This window comes from Pseudundibacterium arcticum (assembly GCF_042646465.1).
GTDB classification, from domain to species: domain Bacteria; phylum Pseudomonadota; class Gammaproteobacteria; order Burkholderiales; family Burkholderiaceae_D; genus Undibacterium_A; species Undibacterium_A arcticum.
Genome location: NZ_JBHRTP010000038.1, coordinates 59,740 through 77,221, shown reverse-complemented (window position 1 = coordinate 77,221; position 17,482 = coordinate 59,740). Strand labels below are relative to the sequence as shown.

The following is a 17,482-nucleotide window of genomic DNA, read 5'->3' as shown; positions in this document are numbered from 1 at the left end:
CTGACATTTGACTATGAACGAATTCTTTGGTGCCCAGACACCCATTACTTTTCCGACTGAAATCAGATTGATGCATCGTCAAATTGAATCCGTGGCGACGTCGAGCGGTACGCGACCTGGCTCGCAAACGTATGCAGCTGGTTCAACAGCGTGCTACCGGACGCCACAAGCGGGCGCACCCGGTTTCCGGTTTGTATTTATACTAATTTCATGGGAAAAATTTACATCGGCATAGCCGGCTGGCGTTATGCACCTTGGCGCGGAGTATTTTATCCAGAGGGCTTGAAACAGGCCGACGAGCTGGCGTTCGCTTCGCGCGCCTTGCCGTCGATCGAACTCAATGGTTCGTTTTACGCACTGCAACGGCCTGAAAGTTATGCCGCCTGGTACGAGGCGACGCCCCCGGGATTCATCTTCAGCCACAAGGGCAACCGCTACATCACCCATATCCAGCGCTTGCGCGACATCGGAGGGCCATTGGCGAATGTGTTCGCCTCCGGCGTCTTCAACCTGCGCGAAAAGCTGGGCCCCTTCCTGTGGCAATTCCCGCCCAGCTTTCGCTATGATGCCGAACGGGTTGAACACTTTCTCAGCCTGCTGCCGCACGATACGGAAGAGGCGCTGGAACTGGCGCGCCACTGCGAACCGCGCATGCATGGCCACAGCGCGCTGGCCATCGACAAAAAGCGCAAGCTGCGCCACGCGATGGAAATCCGCCATGACAGTTTTATCGACGAATCCTTCATTGCGCTGCTGCGCAAATACCATGTGGCCCTGGTGGTGGCGGACACGGCCGGGAAATGGCCTTACCAGGAAGACGTGACCGCGGACTTCATGTACCTGCGCTTGCATGGGGAGAAGGAATTGTACTCGGACGGTTATACCGAGGAGGCCATCGATCACTGGGCGGAACGCATCCGCGCCTGGAACAGCGGTTCGCAACCGGAAGAAGGCAAACGGATTTCCAGCACCAAGCCACCGAAGCGGACCAGCCGCGACATCTACTGCTACTTCGATAACGACGTCAAGGTGAAGGCGCCGTTCGACGCGCGCCGCCTGATCGACAAGCTGGGACTAAAGCTGGATTTGGCGCCGTTCGGCCAGCCCTCCGGCTGAACGGCGCCCACCGCCCGTCAGGCCAGCCGCACCAACGGCAAGCTTGGCCTACGCTATCGCAAAGCGGCGTATGCAAATGACCGGTAGGCGGGCGACGAGCATGAAGCTTCCCGCGTTTCAAGACGCGTTCACTGCCCGCACAGCGGTGCTTGCAAGGCGTGTATGTTTCGTTGGTCGAGATCGAAAATTCCTTGGAGTTGTATGTCTTCGAGCCCTTTGCGCCCGTCGAACTATCCACGCACCAGTGGATACCTTCCGTACCCATTGAATCTCCCCAAGCCAGGGAAAGGGGCTGCGAAGGAGCGAAGGCTGTCCTGGATACGCTCACACACGCTGGGCTATAACACAGTTTTCGAGCCGATTTCTGGGACGAATTTGGGACAATTGATCGCCAAACTATGGCAATCCATACCATAGAGAGGTTCTGGCGTTCCTCGGCATGTTTTTTTCTGACTATTTTGTTTTTAAAATTGAAAATCTGAAGCCTGCGAACAGATGCGCCTGAGAGGCTACGGTCAAATGCTTGAATTGCGATGTTGGCTGACATTAGGAAAATTTGTGCCGCTGGCGCGGTGGCCACTCTTACCCTGACACTGCAACCGCCAGCGACCTTCAGCGGCGCCCGACCAGCGCGGCGCGCACCTGTTCCCTGTCGGGCGGCTCCAGTTCGACCAAATAATGTGTTTTCCCCGCAATCATCGTCGCGACCGGCAGGCCGTCACGGAACAGCACGCGGTTGCCGGCCAGTGCCGGGATTTTTTCGCCGGGCAGCAGGGTTCCGGACAGATTGAGCGGATCGACTCCCGAGATACATATCAGGCTGTCGTCGGCAGGCCGCCTGCGGACTTCGCGCAGTAGCGGGATCGCTTCCGGCAATGCGAATTGCTCACCGGCCAAGCCGCCGACGAAACGCCCGCCGCGTATGTCCCCGCGGGCTTCGAGACGATGAAAGACCGGCAGCAGTTCGAGCCATGCCGGCAGCCACCCGGCTTCCCGTTCCAGCAGGCGCCAGAACACGACGCCGTAGCGGCGCAGCAAAACCAGCGCGATGTGTTCCAGCGCCTGCGGATCTGTTCGTGGCTTCCTGCCGGGGACGGCCGGCAGGCCGGCGTTGACGCTTGTGTTGCTTGTGTTGCTTGTGTTGCTTGCATCGCTGCGGCGCACCGGCGCCCAGCGGCCGGCCTCGTCCATTGTCGGCATGGACCAGCCGCGACGCCGTTGCCTCGCATGGCTTGTGCGCTTGGCCGCCGGCAGCAGCAACGCGCGCAGCCCCGCAAAGCTGTCGGCGTTGACGAGGCCGGTCGAGACCAGCTCGCCCAAGGCATTTTCCAGTTCGGCCGGCAGCAAACGCGCATCGGTGAGCAGTTCATCGAAGAACATCGCGCCGTCGCGCAGCAGTGCGGCATGAACTCGCTGGGCGCGTGCCGATATCTCGGGCTGCCCATCCAGGTTTGGCAGGGCATTCCAAATGCCCAGATGGCGCCGCGGCAGCACAACGATCGGCGTGCTGCGCAGCGGCCCGCCGGCCGCGCGCAGCGGCGCGGCGATCCGGGTCCAGACCACCTTGCCGGCGCGGCACAAGTCGTCCAGCCATGAGGTCGAATAGTCGCCCAGTCTGGCGGGAAGCATGTCGCTTTCCCATGCGCCGGCTGCCGCTTCGAATCCTTCCAATTGGGCGATGATCTGCGGCAGCGCGTCAGGTCCTTGCAGTCGTGCATCCGGAGCCAGGTGTTGCCAGTCGAACAGGAAACGCATGAAATCCTGCCGTTCGACCGGTTCGATTTCGCGGCGCAGGCGCTTGATAGTGTAGCGATGGATGCGTGCCAGCAGGTGCCGTTCGCACCACTCCTCGGACGCAGTACCCGGCGTGAAGCGGCCACGCATGACATAGCCTTCGGTTTCCAGGCGGGCCAGTGCGGAGGCCACGGTGCTAGCTTGCAGCCCAAGCGCCTGCGAGATCCTGGACAGGGGCTGCGGTCCGAAGCCGCTCAGCCTGGCGCGCACAATCTCGACGATCGCCTCGTCCCGGTCCCAGGCTCTGCCGCAGCTTTCCGGGGCCTTTAGCGCCGGGGCGAAGTCTGCCTGCGGATAGGCCGCGCGCAGGCAGGCTACGCGTTCCAGCGGCGCCCACAAGATGTCGCCGGTACTGACCTGCATCCGTGTCGCCCGGCCGCTGCGCGCCAGCGCGTCCAGCCAGTCCGGCCAACCGTCCTGCTGGCGCGCCTCGGCTTGCGTCACACAGGCCAGGCTCATCAGCGCTTCGTGCATCTCGTCAGCATCGCGCACGCGCGGCCACGCTTCCTCGCTCACGCTTGCGATCGCGTCCGCATCCAGCGCGCCCAGATCGTCGGCCGAGGCGGGATCGGTCCAGCGACGGCTCAGTACGGCCTGGGTGCGGCGCTCTTCCAGCGGCGCGTCGTCAAGGAAAGCATAGGGACGCGCGTTGAGTATCTCCATTGCCAGCGGCGACGGCGCGGGCAGATCGCGCGCGATCAGCTTCAGCTGTCCGTGTTCGATGCGCCTGAGGAGAGCCAGCCAGCCGTCGCTGTCCATCGCTTCGTGCAGGCAGTCTGCTATCGTCTGCTCGACCAGCGGGTGACTGGGTAGTTCGCGTTCGCCGACCACGTTCTCCAGGCAAGCCGCTTGATCCGGAAACACCGCCGCCAGCAAATCGTCGCTTTTCATCCGCTGCAATTGTGGCGCGACCTTGCGTCCACCGCTGTAGCGCGGCAGGGCCAATGCGGTCGTCGCGTTCCAACGCCAGCGCACGTTGAACAGCGGTGCGTCGAGCAGCGCCTGGATCAGCAGATGCTCGGCATTGCCGGAGCGCAGGTAGCGCCATACTTCGTCCAACGCGAAACTGTGGCTGGTCGACAGCGACAATACGATGGCGTCTTCAGTGGCGGCGGCCTGCAGTTCGAAATTGAAGGTACGGCAAAACCGCTTGCGAAGCGCCAGCCCCCAAGCGCGATTGATGCGGCTGCCGAATGGCACATGCAGCACCAATTGCATGCCGCCCGACTCATCGAAGAAGCGTTCCATCGCCAGGGTGTCTTGCGTCGGCAGCGCACCCAGCGCCGCGCGGGCGCGCGCCAGATAATCGACGATCTGGCGCGCTGCGCCAGCGTCGATGCCGACACTATCCACCAGCCAGTCGATGGCGGTGTTCAGGGCGGGTGCGCCGGGGATATCTCCCGTTACGCCGGTATCCCGCGCGGCCAGGGCGCCGGCCGTGCCTGAGAGCAGCTGGTCGATCTTTGCGCGCAGGCGCGCGACGCCGGCCGACAGTTCGTCGCTGCGGCCAGGAGCCTCGCCCAGCCAGAACGGGATGTTAGGCGCAGCGCCGTGCGCGTCCTCGACACGCACGCGCCCGGCCTCCACCCGCAGGATGCGGTAAGACGTATTGCCCAGCTGAAAAACGTCGCCGGCCAGGCTTTCTACGGCGAAGTCTTCATTGACGGTGCCGATGGCGTGTCCCTGCGGCTCCAGCCACACCGTGTAGTCGGCGTTGTCGGGGATCGTGCCGCCGGACGTCACTGCGGTCAGCTTGCTGCCGCGCCGCCCCCGCAGCGTGCCGGCGACCGTATCGCGGTGAAGATAGGAGCCGCGCACACCATTGCGGCCGGTGTAGCCTTCAGCCAGCATCCGCAGGATCGCGTCGTAGCGCGCACGCTCCAGTTCTGCGTAAGGTTCGGCGCAGCGGACCAGGGCGAACAGCGCATCTTCGTGCCATTCCTGGCAGGCGACCTCGGCGACGATCTGCTGCGCCAGGACGTCCAACGGCGCGCGCGGGATGCGCAGCGCATCAAGTTCGTCGCGCCTGATGCAATCGAGCAGCGCCGCGCACTCGACCAGGTCGTCGCGCGAGGTAGGGAAAAGCCGGCCTTTGGGGATGCCGCCAACCTGGTGCCCGGAGCGGCCCACGCGTTGCAGCAAGGCGGCAATGCTGCGCGGCGAGCCGACCTGGCAGACCAGATCGACGTCGCCGATATCGATACCGAGCTCCAGCGAGGCGGTGGCGATCAATACCCGCAGCTCGCCGCGCTTGAGCCGCTGTTCGGCGTCCAGCCGGTGTTCTTTGGCGAGACTGCCATGGTGGGCTGCGACCGCCACAGGGCCGAGGCGGTCGGCCAGATGACGCGCGGCGCGCTCGGCCATGCGCCGCGTGTTGACGAACACCAGTGTCGTGCGATGCAGCGCCACCAGCTCCGCCATCCGGTCATAGACCCGTTCCCAGACGTCGTTGGCCATTACCGCTTCGAGCGGCACCGGGGGCAGTTCGAGCGCCAGATCGCGCCGGCGGATGTGGCCGACATCGACGATGGCGCAGTCGCCGCAGTCACCTTCCTTGGATCGCCCGACCAGAAAGCGCGCCACCGCGTCCAGCGGCTTCTGGGTCGCCGACAGGCCAATGCGGGTAGGGCGCCGGGCACACAGCGCGTCCAGCCGCTCCAGGCTGAGCGCGAGATGGCTGCCGCGCTTGTTGCCGGCCACGGCGTGGATTTCGTCGACGATGACGGTGCGCGTGCTGGCCAGCATGGCGCGACCGCTGTCGGAGCAGAGCAGCACATACAGGGATTCGGGGGTGGTCACCAGGATGTGCGGCGCGCGCTTACGCATCGCCTGCCGTTCGTGGGCGGTGGTGTCGCCCGTGCGCACCGCCGTGCGGATGGCGGGGTCGGGCAGACCCATGCGGGCCAGTTCGCGCGTGATGCCCTCTAGCGGCGCCTGAAGGTTGACGCGGATATCGTTAGACAGCGCTTTCAGCGGCGAGACATAGACCACGGTGGTCGCGTCCGGTAGTGCGCCTCCGTGAGCAATGCCGTCGCGGACCAGCGCGTCGATGGCCGCCAAAAAAGCGGCAAGCGTCTTGCCCGATCCGGTCGGCGCCGCGACCAGAGTCGGGCGCCCGCTGCGGATCAACGGCCAGGCGCGCTGTTGCGCTTCCGTCGCGCTGGTGAAGGTGCAGCGGAACCAGGCAGCGACGGCGGGGTGGAAATCCTCCCAGCTGTCGGCGGCGGGACATGGGGTAGTCATGAAATATTATATGAGCTCGGGGCACGGACGACGATCCGGCGCTGGTCCAGATCTTTTCTGACGGTAAAAGCTACGGTAAACAGAACGTGTCTCCCTAGCGGACCTAATATCCATGCGGGTTTGCAGAAGCAGGAAACAATTGAATGGGAATGATTTAGTCTCCTTCAGAAACAGGGATGGGACCCACTACTGGCCAGTGATGAGATGGGCAACCAATCCGCTGCCCAGGTATTGGACCGACTACGCGCGTTTCCCGACTATCGCGGCATGTTCGAAGCCGTTTTTGACGGTGAGTCCCTGTCCATTGGTCGCACCGATCAATATGACGTCGATAGAAAAGCGCGGCCTTCGCGCATTTTTGAGTACATTGACTGGCAATCCTTCCCCCGCGCACTATCGACGTAATGATCGGCAGTAATTGAACGGTGCTTATAGCGTCAAGTGCAGACTCGACTGGTCGCGGGTGGCGCGTGCGCGCACTGCATTCCGGTAAACAAGCATTCGGTCATTCTTGTTGCAATGCGCTAAAATTACTCGTTTGGCCGGTGGATTAAACAGATTTCCGGCAAACAAAGGGGACGATAATGCTTCAGTTGCGACCGAATTGCGAATGCTGCGACAAGGATCTGTTACCGGATTCGACCCAGGCGCGCATTTGCAGCTTCGAATGCACGTTTTGCGCGGACTGTACCGATACATTATTGCGCGGCATCTGCCCAAACTGTGGTGGTGAGCTGGTCGTGCGGCCGCGTCGCGTCGCCGAAAAGCTTGCCCTTTATCCGCCATCCACCAAACGCGTCCATCAACCAGCGGATCGCCAATACCGCCAGCACTCTCAGGATCAGGAAACACATTGACTTATAGCATCAAAGAAATTTTTTACACCTTGCAGGGGGAGGGCGCCCATGCCGGGCGACCCGCAGTATTTTGTCGCTTCTCAGGCTGCAATCTGTGGTCCGGACGCGAAAGCGATCGCGCCACCGCGGTCTGTAAATTTTGCGACACCGATTTCGTCGGTACCGATGGTGAACGCGGCGGCAAATACGATGCGCAATCGCTGGAGCTGACGATTAACCGGCTCTGGCCAAAGTCGTATACGGCCAGCAAGTACGTGGTGTTCACCGGCGGCGAACCATTGCTGCAACTGGATCAGGCGCTGATTGACAGCATGCACGAGGCAGGGTTCGAGATTGCCATCGAAACCAATGGCACGCTGCCGGTGCCGGCTGGTGTCGACTGGGTCTGTGTCAGCCCAAAAGTCGGATCGACCCTGGTGGTACAGCGCGGCAATGAATTGAAGGCGGTGATCCCGCAAGCCAACCAGAATCTGGCTGACTATGAAGCACTGGCTTTCGATAACTTCTTCGTGCAACCGATGGACGGCCCCGATCTCGATCGCAATACCCAACTGGCGATTGATACCTGCAAAAACAACCCAAAGTGGAAGTTAAGCTTGCAGACCCATAAATTATTGCAGATTCCGTAAGAAACCATTTTGGTATATAACCCGCCATGCTGACCATTACCCGCAAACTCGAATTCGACGCCGGACACCGGATTCCCGACCACAAGAGCCAGTGCCGCAACCTGCACGGCCATCGCTATACGCTCGAAATCACCTTGCTTGGCGCGGTGATCGACGAGGAGGGCAGTTCCGACAACGGCATGATCATGGATTTTTCCGACATCAAGGCGTTAGCCAAGCAGCATCTGGTCGATGTCTGGGATCACGCCTTCCTGGTGTATGAAAAGGACAGCAAGGTGCTGCAATTCCTGAATAGCCTCCCTGACCATAAAACAGTTGTCATCAACTGTATTCCGACCGTCGAAAATCTGGCGAAAACTGCATTCGACATCCTGAAGGCGGCGTATCAGGACCGCTTTGGCACCGGTTTGCGGCTGCATAAGCTGGTACTGCACGAGACGCCGAATTGCTGGGCCGAGATCAGTGAAGACTAAATGCGCGATGCTTGAATCCGGCGTAACGGTGACCGAGATGCCCGACGACGCGATTGCGACCGCGGCGGACGGTCGCGACACCATCTTCATGCGACTGGCGCTGGACCAGGCACACAATGCGTGGACGCTGGGCGAAGTGCCGGTGGGCGCGGTAGTGGTCAAGGATGGCGTGGTGATCGCGACCGGTTTCAATCAGCCGATTGGCAGCCACGATCCGACCGCGCATGCGGAGATTGTCGCCTTGCGTGCGGCAGCCGAACTCCTCGGCAATTACCGCCTGCCCGATTGCGAGCTGTATGTGACCCTGGAGCCGTGCGTGATGTGCTCCGGCGCGATGCTGCATGCGCGCATGGCGCGCGTCGTATACGGCGCAGCCGACCCGAAAACCGGCGCCTGCGGCTCGGTCGTCAACCTGTTTGCACAACAACAGCTGAATCATCAAACGGACGTGATCGGCGGCGTGCTGGCAGAAGACTGCGGCGCTTTGCTGAAAGGCTTCTTTGCCGAGCGCCGCAGCCAGGCGCAACGCCGCACGTCCGGGATCGACGACGGCCTTGATTCCGCTGTCTGAGATTACTGTGCGCTTTAGATACTCGGCCCTGTATATTTAAATGCCGTTATTACAATTAGGGGAGTTAATATGTTTTTGCATATACTCCCTCAATGTGAGTCGCATATTGCGGCAGATTCCTCAACACATAGCGAAAATGGTGCACGCGGATGAGCGCAAACATGTCCAATAACAAGATCGGGATCGCCATCGTCGCGCCGGCCGGTTTCGCGCCGGATCCGGCTGCATTACAGCGTGGCATCGCAGCGCTGGAGGCGCAGGGTTGCCGGGTACACAATTATTACGATCCGGCCGAAAAATTCCAGCGTTTCGGCGGCACCGATGCGGCACGACTTGCGCAGTTTCATGCGGCGGCAGCGGACCCCGAAGTGCAGATCGTGATGGCGCTGCGCGGCGGCTACGGGCTGTCACGCCTGCTGCCTGTGCTCGACTACAACCTGCTGGCAGAGAGCGGGAAATTGTTTGTCGGCCATAGCGACTTGACCGCGTTTCAGATGGCGCTGCTGAAACATACCGGCGCAGTGAGTTTTTCCGGGCCGATGTTGTGCGATGACTTTGCCCGCGAAGCGCCGAGCGATTTCATGTGCGGGCAATTCTGGCAATGCCTGATCGGCCCGACCCATGCCGTGACGAATTTGATCCCGCAGAATAATCCAGCGCTGGAGGTGAGCGGAACGCTGTGGGGCGGCAATCTCACCATGCTGACTCATCTGGTCGGCACGCCGTACATGCCGCAGGTCGATGGAGGCATCCTGTTTGTCGAGGACGTCAGCGAGCATCCGTATCGGGTCGAACGCATGCTGCTGCAACTGCTGTATTCGGGCGTGCTGGCGCGCCAAAAAGCAGTATTGCTGGGTGATTTTTCCAATTATCGCCTCGGCGATTTCGACAATGGCTACGATTTCGACGCGATGCTGGCCTACTTCCGGGCGCAATCGCCGGTGCCGGTGCTGACCGGGCTGCCGTTTGGTCACGTCCGCGACAAGGCGACCTTGGCCGTCGGCTGCCAGGCGACGCTGCGTTCGGATACGCAGAACTGGCAGCTGACGATGCGCGGCTACCCTGTGCTGGAATGCTGACAGGCCTTCGTTTGGCGGCCGCTCCCGCGTGCCGTGCGCAAGCGGAAAAATAGATCGAGCAAGCTTGACCGCCACGCCGGTCCGATCAGTGTCGCAAGGATCGCATCCAGATGCAGGAAGTTCGCGCTGCGCGATGTTCTGTCGGGATAGCCGAACCATCCTCCTGGATTGCAGATTACAAGCGACCGCGAGCCGCTTTCGTGCGCGGCACGGCATTACGCCTGTCACATTGGGCGGGGAAAACCGCGCATGGTAAAATAAAAGGTTATCTAATTCTCGTTATAAAAGGCGTTATCAGTGCTTTCTACTGCAAATATCACGATGCAATTCGGCCCCAAGCCGTTGTTTGAAAACATATCCGTTAAATTTGGTGATGGCAATCGCTACGGCCTGATCGGCGCCAACGGCTGCGGCAAATCGACCTTCATGAAGATTCTGGGCAGCGATCTGGAGCCGTCGGCCGGCACGGTGATGCTCGACGTCAACGAACGTCTGGGCAAATTGCGGCAGGATCAGTTTGCGTTCGAAGAGATGCGCGTGCTGGACGTTGTCATGATGGGCCATACAGAAATGTGGGCCGCGATGGCCGAGCGCGATGCGATTTATGCCAATCCCGAGGCGACCGACGACGATTACATGAAAGCCGCCAACCTGGAAGCCAGATTCGCGGAATACGATGGCTACACCGCCGAGGCCCGCGCCGGCGAATTGCTGCTGGGTGTTGGCGTCTCGATCGACCAGCATCAAGGGCCGATGAGCAACGTGGCGCCGGGTTGGAAGCTGCGCGTACTGCTGGCACAGGCACTGTTCTCGAATCCTGACATCCTGCTGCTCGATGAGCCGACCAACAACCTCGACATCAACACCATTCGCTGGCTGGAAGATGTGCTCAACGAGCGCAATTCGACCATGATCATCATTTCGCATGATCGCCACTTCCTGAACCAGGTTTGCACCCACATGGCAGACATGGACTACGGCACGCTCAAAGTTTATCCGGGCAATTACGACGACTACATGTTCGCATCGACCCAGGCCCGTGCGCAGCAGCAGGCAGTCAACGCGAAAGCCAAGGACAAGGTCGCGGAACTGCAGGAATTTGTGCGTCGCTTCGCGGCCAACAAGTCGAAGGCACGCCAGGCCACGTCGCGCGCCAAGCAGATCGAAAAGATCAAGGTGGAAGATCTGAAGCCATCGAGCCGCGCCAACCCGTTCGTCCGTTTCGACGGTGAGAAGAAGCTGCATCGCCAGGCAGTCGAAATTGCGGGTCTGACCAAGAGTTACGATCGCACGATTTTCAACAACTTCAACCTGATGGTCGAAGCCGGTGAGCGGATCGCAATCATTGGGGCCAACGGCGCCGGCAAGACCACGCTGCTGCGCTGCATGGCGTCGCAGGTGACCGGTCTGGCGGCCGATAAGGGCATGACCAAATGGGCCGAGCATGCCAACATCGGTTACATGCCGCAAGATCCGACCGAAGACTTTGCGAGCGACAAAAATCTGACCGACTGGATCGGGCAGTGGACCAAGGAAGGCGACGACGACCAGGCGGTACGGTCGATCCTCGGCCGTCTGCTGTTTGGCGGCGACGACGTCAAGAAATCCGTAAAGGTCCTGTCCGGTGGCGAAAAGGGCCGCATGATGTATGGCAAGCTGATGCTGGGCCGGCACAACGTGTTGCTGATGGACGAGCCGACCAATCATATGGACATGGAGTCGATCGAATCGCTCAACATCGCGCTCGAAAAATACGCCGGCACCCTGATTTTCGTGTCGCACGACCGCGAATTCGTGTCATCGCTCGCGACCCGGGTGCTGGAAGTGAAGGAGGATCAGATTATCGACTTCCACGGTAACTACGAGGATTACCTGACCAGCCAAGGCATCGACTAAGTTTATCGATACCCAATAAAAAACGGCGCGGAGAAATCCGTGCCGTTTTTTTTAGGCCGTCATGTGCGTTGCCGTTTTGCGTCCATTGTGCGTCTATTTGATGGCGCTGGACCGGGTCGCGATGGACCGGGTCGCGTTGGACCGCGGTCGATCAGTGTTTGTTCAGTGCCGCCGCGTCGGCGTGCAATAGCAACAGATCGAGACGATCGCGCAAGCCGCGCGCGATGTCGTTGCCTTTTGCCTTCAGTACCGCTTCCAGATATGGCTGCCGCAATTCGCGGAAATCGGCCACTGTATTGGCGCGCTCGACCTTCAGTTGCAAGGTAAAGCCACGCAAACCGATGGTGCTTTTAATCGTTTCATTGAAAAACGCGTGCAGCGCCTGAATTGTATTTTCGCCGGCGCGCAACGGCCCATTAGTCTCAGATAGAACACGCGCATCTTCTGCCGGCAATCCGGTGCCGCGCCGTTCTCCGGGGACAGTCATGGATACCGCGGACTCCGCCGCGAGTGGTGTTGCTGGTGCCGTTGCAGGTGCAGCCGCGGGCGCTTGAATCCCGTTGATGAAGCCGCCGTCGAGCAATTCGTTGACGCTCTGAATGTCGAGCCCAAGGCCAACGACTTTTTTCAGCAAATCTTCGGTTGGATGTTTGCCATCGATCAATACCAGCAAGCTGCGCAGGCGCGATGCGAGTTGGTGTTTGCGCGTTGCAATTTCTTCGCGCCCTTTGTCCGATTTGTCAAAAATTAGTGTCGTCATGTGTTTATTGATGTGCGATGGGGAAAGGTTACGATCGCTGCCCGACTTGTTCACGCCGACCAGAACCGGGCGCAAATCCGGAATCGAATTTATAATAAAAAACTGTCATCGTTTTACGCCCACTGTCACTTCTGCAGCATGAAGCCTATCGGATTCAAAATCGAATTAAATCATCGAACAAGGCGACCGTGCTCATTTCGTTGCCAACAAGTTGCCGACATGCACTTCTAGTATCCTGCATATTTTCCCAAAATCATATATTTACGATAGCCAGACCCCAATAAAAAGGTTTTTCGATGACACAAACGACACAGTTCTATATCAATGGCGCCTGGGTCAAGCCTAGCCAGCAGTCACAGATCGACGTCGTCAATTCTCATACCGAGCAGGTGATCGCCCGTATTCCAGAAGCTACGGTACAAGAAGCGGAGCAGGCGATCGCCGCCGCGCGTGCGGCATTCGACGCATGGTCGCAAACACCACCTGAAGTGCGCGCCGATTATCTGCAAAAAATTGCGGATGGTCTGAAAGCGCGCAGCGAGGAGCTGGCGCAGACCATCTCGGACGAAGTCGGCATCCCGCTCAGAGTGTCGGGACGGCTGCAGGTCAGCGGACCGATCTGGCAGTGGGGGAATTACGCGAAAATCATACAAAGCTTCGAGTGGCAACAGCAAGTGGGTAATTCCTTGGTGGTGCGGGAGCCGATCGGCGTGGTGGCGTGCATTACGCCATGGAATTTCCCGTTCAGCCAGATCACGCTGAAGGTTGCCGCGGCACTCGCTGCCGGATGCACGGTGGTGCTCAAACCGTCCGAAGTCGCGCCGATCAATGCGTTCATCCTGGCCGAAGTTATCCATGCTGCCGGGCTGCCGGCCGGTGTCTTCAACATGATCACCGGTTATGGCCCGGTGGTCGGCGAAGTGCTGGCGTCACATCCGGATGTCGACATGGTCAGCTTCACCGGTTCGACCCGCGCCGGCAAGCGCGTGGCGGAACTGGCCGCTGCCAGTGTCAAGCGCGTCGCACTCGAATTGGGCGGCAAGTCGGCGTCGGTGATACTGGACGATGCAGACTTCGAAAAGGCGATAAAGGGCACCGTCGGCGCTTGTTTCCTCAATTCCGGTCAGACCTGCTCGGCACATACCCGTATGCTGGTGCCGCACAGCCGCGTCGAGGAGGCGAAGGCTTTGGCCAAGCGTTTTGCCGACGGCTACACGGTCGGCGATCCGCGCGCCGAATCCACGCGCCTCCGCGTCGAGGAGGCGAAGGCTTTGGCCAAGCGTTTTGCCGACGGCTACACGGTCGGCGATCCGCGCGCCGAATCCACGCGCCTGGGCCCGCTGGTATCGGCAGTGCAGCGCGACCGGGTGGTGAGTTTGATTGAAAAAGGTATCGAAAACGGCATGGAATTGGTGACAGGCGGCCCCGGCGCACCGCTGCCGACCGGCTTTTATGTGAAGCCGACCGTCTTTGCGACCAATGATTCGAAAGCGGTGCTGGCACAGGAAGAAATCTTTGGTCCGGTACTGACCATCATCCCTTATCAGGACGAAGACGATGCGATTCGCATCGCCAACGACAGCATTTACGGTCTGGGCGGCGCTGTCTGGAGTGGCGATGAGGATCGCGCGGTGCGGGTCGCACGTCGCATCCGGACCGGTCAGGTCGACATCAATGGCGGTGCGTTTAATCCACTGGCGCCGTTCGGCGGTTACAAGCAGTCGGGGGTGGGGCGCGAAAATGGCTGCTACGGATTGGAGGAATATTTGCAGTTCAAGGCCTTGCAAATGACGAGCGCTGCTGCCTAGACCTATATACTCCCTATGTTATCGGCTGCGTGAGCCAGTATACATTCTGAATTTCAATATACTCATGAATGTGTCGTTACAGTGGCGTGCGCGGCAGACACGGATCCGATTTGTTGGCATAAAATGTAGTTAGGCAAAAAAATCACACCAGACAGCGGGTCTTAACCTTGGTTGGATGACCCAACCATGGCGAGGAAACTCGGGACCAGTGTTCAGTTAAATCGATTTTTGTATCAGACCCACATCAATAAGCGCGACAGAACCATGCAGACTCAATCCATCAAAACCGTCGAATTCGAGCGCCCGCAAATGGATCGCGGCGCCAGTTGCACGGCCCAAGCGTGGGCGCGCACCCCGGCCACGCCGACGCAGGCAGAAAGAGCCGTGCTCAAAGAACGCATCAGACGCCTGCTGAAGGAGCGTGGAGCAGTGCTGGTCGCGCATTACTATGTCGATCCGGATATTCAGGATCTGGCCGAGGAGACCGGCGGCTGCGTGTCCGATTCGCTCGAAATGGCGCGCTTTGGACGCGATCACCCGGCCAAGACGCTGGTCGTCGCCGGCGTGCGTTTCATGGGCGAAACCGCGAAAATTCTCAGCCCTGAGAAACGCGTGCTGATGCCCGATTTGGACGCCACCTGTTCGCTTGACCTTGGCTGTCCGGCCGATGAATTCGCCGCCTTCTGCGATGCCCATCCCGACCGCACCGTGGTGGTGTACGCCAATACCAGCGCAGCGGTCAAGGCCCGCGCCGATTGGATGGTGACCTCGTCCATCGGACTGCAAATCGTGGCCCATCTGCACGCACAGGGCAAAAAAATCCTGTGGGCGCCGGACAAGCATCTGGGTAGTTATATCCAGAAGCAGACCGGCGCCGACATGTTGCTGTGGCAGGGTTCCTGCTTGGTGCATGATGAATTCAAGGGCATCGAATTGGAATTGCTGAAGCGCGAGCATCCACACGCCAAGGTGCTGGTGCATCCGGAATCGCCGGCGGCGGTAGTGGCGCTGGCCGACGTGGTGGGCTCGACCTCGCAAATGATCGCCGCCGCGCAGACACTGGATGCGCAAGAATTCATCGTCGCCACCGACAACGGCATCCTGCACAAGATGCGGTTGGCCGCGCCCGGCAAACGCTTCATCGAAGCGCCGACCTCCGGCAACAGCGCCACCTGCAAGAGCTGCGCACACTGTCCGTGGATGGCGATGAACGGACTGCAAAATCTGGCCGACGTGCTGGAAAATGGCGGTAACGAGATTCACGTCGACCCCGCCATCGGTAAGCTGGCGGTCAGAAGCATCGACCGCATGCTCGACTTCGCGGCACAACAAAAAGCCAAGGTGCGCCCAAGCAGCGATTTGGCACAAGAACAAAAATTATTTTCAGGAATAGGTCCTGCATGAGCACCTTGAAGAATCCGCACGCGCCGTTCGATCCGGCGCTGGCCGCTGCATTTGAAGCCAATATCGCGGTAGCCTTGAGCGAAGATATCGGTAGCGGCGACCTCACCGGATTGCTGGTGCCGGAGAACGAACGGGTCAAGGCGCGCGTCATCGTACGTGAGGCCGCCGTGCTGTGCGGCGCCGCGTGGTTCGAGGGCGTGATGGTCAGCATCGATCCGCATATCCGTATCGACTGGCGCTATGAGGAAGGCCAGATGATGAGCGCCGACAGCGAGGTGTGCTCCATCGATGGCCCGGCACGCAGCCTGTTGACCGCTGAGCGGGCAGCGCTAAATTTCCTGCAGTTGCTGTCCGGCGTCGCCACCGCGACCCGCCGTTACGCCGACGTGGTCAAGGGCACCCGTGCCGCTGTGCTGGACACCCGCAAGACCTTGCCGGGGCTGCGACTTGCGCAAAAATATGCGGTGCGCGTCGGGGGCGGGCAGAACCAGCGGCTGGCGCTGTACGACGGCATCCTGATCAAGGAAAACCATATCGCCGCCGCTGGCGGCGTGACCCAGGCGGTGCTTGCGGCGCAAACCGTAAACCAGAAGCTGCCCACCGGCGTCGCGATCCAGGTTGAGGTCGAAGACCTGCAGGAACTCGAGCAGGCACTGGCGGCCGGCGCGACGTCGGTACTGCTCGATAATTTCACGCTGGACGCGATGCGCCAGGCAGTGCAGGTCACGGCGGGCAGGGCGCTGCTGGAAGCGTCCGGTGGCGTCAATCTGGAGACCGTGCGCGCGATTGCGGAGACGGGGGTCGACCGAATTTCGATCGGCAGCCTGACCAAGGACGTACGGGCGACCGATTATTCGCTGCGGATTGTGGGCTAGTTTAACGCCGCCTCTTCCATCAGCGCCGCGCCAGCGGCGCGTAGTCTGGGAAAAATTCCCGCAACAGGAATTGCTGCAGTTCGCGGCTGTGTTCTGGTCTAGCGCTGAGTGTCACTTCCTTGCCCAGGCGATGTGAATCCCAGATAAAATCGTCCGACTTCTTGCTACGGATGATTTCGATCATTTTCTTCACCACTGCCGTTTCGATATCGAGCTCGCCACCCTGATCTACCGCGACCATCTGGCTCCAGTTTCGGCGGAAATTCGTGTTCCAGCCGCGGAACAGGAATTCGGCATGGTTCAGGCCAACATTGCGAAGCTGGAACAGGCCGCCGCTATCGTCGCGCTCCGCGCCGGGCCCGTGCTTTTGCGAGAACGTGACGTTTTCTCTCGCGATCCGATTGGCGCGCTGGTTAGCGTCTTCGGCTGGCGGCGTGTTCTCGGTCTCGGTCGAAGGCGTCGGCTCGGCAGCGGCGCGGCGTTTCCGCGCCGCCTGCACGTAGGCAAACATGTCGTCGGGCGCGGATGCATCCGGTTTCGTGGCCGGCGCCGGTGCGGGCGCCGGTTCGGCGATCGCGTTTTGCGCTGCCGGGAGAGCGATCGCGGCCGGATTTTCGGGTGTCTTGGCCTGCTTCGGCGGCGGGATTTTTTTCGGCCTGGGTGCAGTGGTTGGGGGCTTCGGCGGTGTCTTGCGCGCAGGCGCAGTCGGTTTCGGCCGCCGCTCGGTCGGATTGGCCGCCAGCGGCGACAGATAGACCATCGTGCCGCCGGCAGCCGCGCGCTGCGCCGGCTTGATAATCATCGGGTCGCGATGCATGACAAACCAAAGTGCTATCCCGTGCATCAGAAGGCTCAGCAGGATGCCGGTCGCGATCGAACTGCGGCGCTTCGATGGGTTGCCATATGCAGGCGCGCCCAGCGTGCGCAGATCGGGGGAGTTTTTTGTCATTGTTGCGAAGAGTGGCTATCCGGATGTG

The 17,482-nt window shown here is 60.4% G+C and carries 13 protein-coding genes and 1 pseudogene; 11 read left to right on the top strand and 3 right to left on the bottom strand.

Going from position 1 to position 17,482, the window contains the following annotated elements; genetic code table 11:
* Positions 1–210: 210 nt before the first annotated feature.
* Positions 211–1,116, top strand: a complete 906-nt coding sequence (locus tag ACFOFO_RS12785; RefSeq protein WP_390324723.1) for a DUF72 domain-containing protein — start codon at positions 211–213, stop codon at positions 1,114–1,116.
* Positions 1,117–1,728: 612 nt separating this feature from the next.
* On the opposite strand, the gene ACFOFO_RS12780 is transcribed toward ACFOFO_RS12785, so the two are convergent.
* Positions 1,729–6,153, bottom strand: coding sequence for a DEAD/DEAH box helicase (locus tag ACFOFO_RS12780; protein WP_390324725.1), 4,425 nt, complete (start codon positions 6,151–6,153; stop codon positions 1,729–1,731).
* A 174-nt stretch (positions 6,154–6,327) separates the two neighbouring features.
* Between ACFOFO_RS12780 and ACFOFO_RS12775 the strand changes: the two are divergent.
* From ACFOFO_RS12775 to ACFOFO_RS12745, 7 genes and pseudogenes are all read left to right on the top strand, one after another.
* A pseudogene (locus ACFOFO_RS12775) lies at positions 6,328–6,558 on the top strand (hypothetical protein); the annotation flags it as partial.
* Positions 6,559–6,737: 179 nt separating this feature from the next.
* A complete protein-coding gene (locus ACFOFO_RS12770; protein WP_390324728.1) occupies positions 6,738–7,010 on the top strand; it encodes a DUF1272 domain-containing protein in 273 nt (90 codons plus the stop codon).
* On the top strand, positions 7,007–7,639 hold the full coding sequence (queE, locus tag ACFOFO_RS12765) for a 7-carboxy-7-deazaguanine synthase (protein ID WP_390331700.1): 633 nt from the start codon (positions 7,007–7,009) through the stop codon (positions 7,637–7,639). Before ACFOFO_RS12770 ends, queE begins: the two co-directional genes overlap by 4 nt.
* A 26-nt stretch (positions 7,640–7,665) precedes the next feature.
* Complete coding sequence (gene queD / locus ACFOFO_RS12760) at positions 7,666–8,112, top strand: 6-carboxytetrahydropterin synthase QueD (RefSeq protein ID WP_390324730.1); 447 nt, start codon at positions 7,666–7,668, stop codon at positions 8,110–8,112.
* 37 nt (positions 8,113–8,149) lie between these two features.
* A complete protein-coding gene (gene tadA, locus ACFOFO_RS12755) occupies positions 8,150–8,683 on the top strand; it encodes a tRNA adenosine(34) deaminase TadA (RefSeq protein WP_390331749.1) in 534 nt (177 codons plus the stop codon).
* Between the two features lie 161 nt (positions 8,684–8,844).
* The gene (gene ldcA, locus ACFOFO_RS12750) at positions 8,845–9,762 is read left to right on the top strand and encodes a muramoyltetrapeptide carboxypeptidase (protein WP_390331698.1); all 918 of its coding nucleotides are present in this window, start codon (positions 8,845–8,847) and stop codon (positions 9,760–9,762) included.
* 297 nt (positions 9,763–10,059) lie between these two features.
* A complete protein-coding gene (locus ACFOFO_RS12745) occupies positions 10,060–11,658 on the top strand; it encodes an ABC-F family ATPase (protein WP_390331696.1) in 1,599 nt (532 codons plus the stop codon).
* Between the two features lie 151 nt (positions 11,659–11,809).
* On the opposite strand, the gene ACFOFO_RS12740 is transcribed toward ACFOFO_RS12745, so the two are convergent.
* Positions 11,810–12,418 carry a hypothetical protein gene (locus ACFOFO_RS12740; protein WP_390331694.1) on the bottom strand — a complete coding sequence of 203 codons (609 nt, stop codon included), beginning with the start codon at positions 12,416–12,418 and terminating at the stop codon, positions 11,810–11,812.
* Positions 12,419–12,714: 296 nt separating this feature from the next.
* On the opposite strand from ACFOFO_RS12740, the gene ACFOFO_RS12735 reads away from it, so the two are divergent.
* From ACFOFO_RS12735 to nadC, 3 genes are all read left to right on the top strand, one after another.
* Positions 12,715–14,226: an aldehyde dehydrogenase family protein gene (locus ACFOFO_RS12735; RefSeq protein WP_390324736.1), complete on the top strand. Its 1,512-nt coding sequence runs from the start codon at positions 12,715–12,717 to the stop codon at positions 14,224–14,226.
* A 264-nt stretch (positions 14,227–14,490) separates the two neighbouring features.
* Positions 14,491–15,630, top strand: coding sequence for a quinolinate synthase NadA (gene nadA / locus ACFOFO_RS12730; protein WP_390324738.1), 1,140 nt, complete (start codon positions 14,491–14,493; stop codon positions 15,628–15,630).
* Positions 15,627–16,505 (top strand): carboxylating nicotinate-nucleotide diphosphorylase, encoded by an 879-nt coding sequence (nadC, locus tag ACFOFO_RS12725; RefSeq protein WP_390331692.1) that lies wholly within the window; start codon positions 15,627–15,629, stop codon positions 16,503–16,505. Before nadA ends, nadC begins: the two co-directional genes overlap by 4 nt.
* A 19-nt stretch (positions 16,506–16,524) precedes the next feature.
* Here nadC and ACFOFO_RS12720 read toward each other — a convergent pair whose 3' ends face one another.
* Complete coding sequence (locus tag ACFOFO_RS12720; protein ID WP_390324739.1) at positions 16,525–17,454, bottom strand: hypothetical protein; 930 nt, start codon at positions 17,452–17,454, stop codon at positions 16,525–16,527.
* Positions 17,455–17,482: the final 28 nt, after the last annotated feature.

Excerpts from the sequence above, each read along its gene's own strand:
- nadC (WP_390331692.1), top strand. The coding sequence starts at position 15,627 with ATGAGCACCTTGAAGAATCCGCACGCGCCGTTCGATCCGGCGCTGGCC.
- tadA (WP_390331749.1), top strand. The coding sequence starts at position 8,150 with ATGCCCGACGACGCGATTGCGACCGCGGCGGACGGTCGCGACACCATC.
- ACFOFO_RS12720 (WP_390324739.1), bottom strand. The coding sequence starts at position 17,454 with ATGACAAAAAACTCCCCCGATCTGCGCACGCTGGGCGCGCCTGCATAT.
- ACFOFO_RS12785 (WP_390324723.1), top strand. The coding sequence starts at position 211 with ATGGGAAAAATTTACATCGGCATAGCCGGCTGGCGTTATGCACCTTGG.
- ACFOFO_RS12780 (WP_390324725.1), bottom strand. The coding sequence starts at position 6,153 with ATGACTACCCCATGTCCCGCCGCCGACAGCTGGGAGGATTTCCACCCC.
- ACFOFO_RS12770 (WP_390324728.1), top strand. The coding sequence starts at position 6,738 with ATGCTTCAGTTGCGACCGAATTGCGAATGCTGCGACAAGGATCTGTTA.
- ACFOFO_RS12735 (WP_390324736.1), top strand. The coding sequence starts at position 12,715 with ATGACACAAACGACACAGTTCTATATCAATGGCGCCTGGGTCAAGCCT.
- ldcA (WP_390331698.1), top strand. The coding sequence starts at position 8,845 with ATGTCCAATAACAAGATCGGGATCGCCATCGTCGCGCCGGCCGGTTTC.
- ACFOFO_RS12740 (WP_390331694.1), bottom strand. The coding sequence starts at position 12,418 with ATGACGACACTAATTTTTGACAAATCGGACAAAGGGCGCGAAGAAATT.
- nadA (WP_390324738.1), top strand. The coding sequence starts at position 14,491 with ATGCAGACTCAATCCATCAAAACCGTCGAATTCGAGCGCCCGCAAATG.
- queD (WP_390324730.1), top strand. The coding sequence starts at position 7,666 with ATGCTGACCATTACCCGCAAACTCGAATTCGACGCCGGACACCGGATT.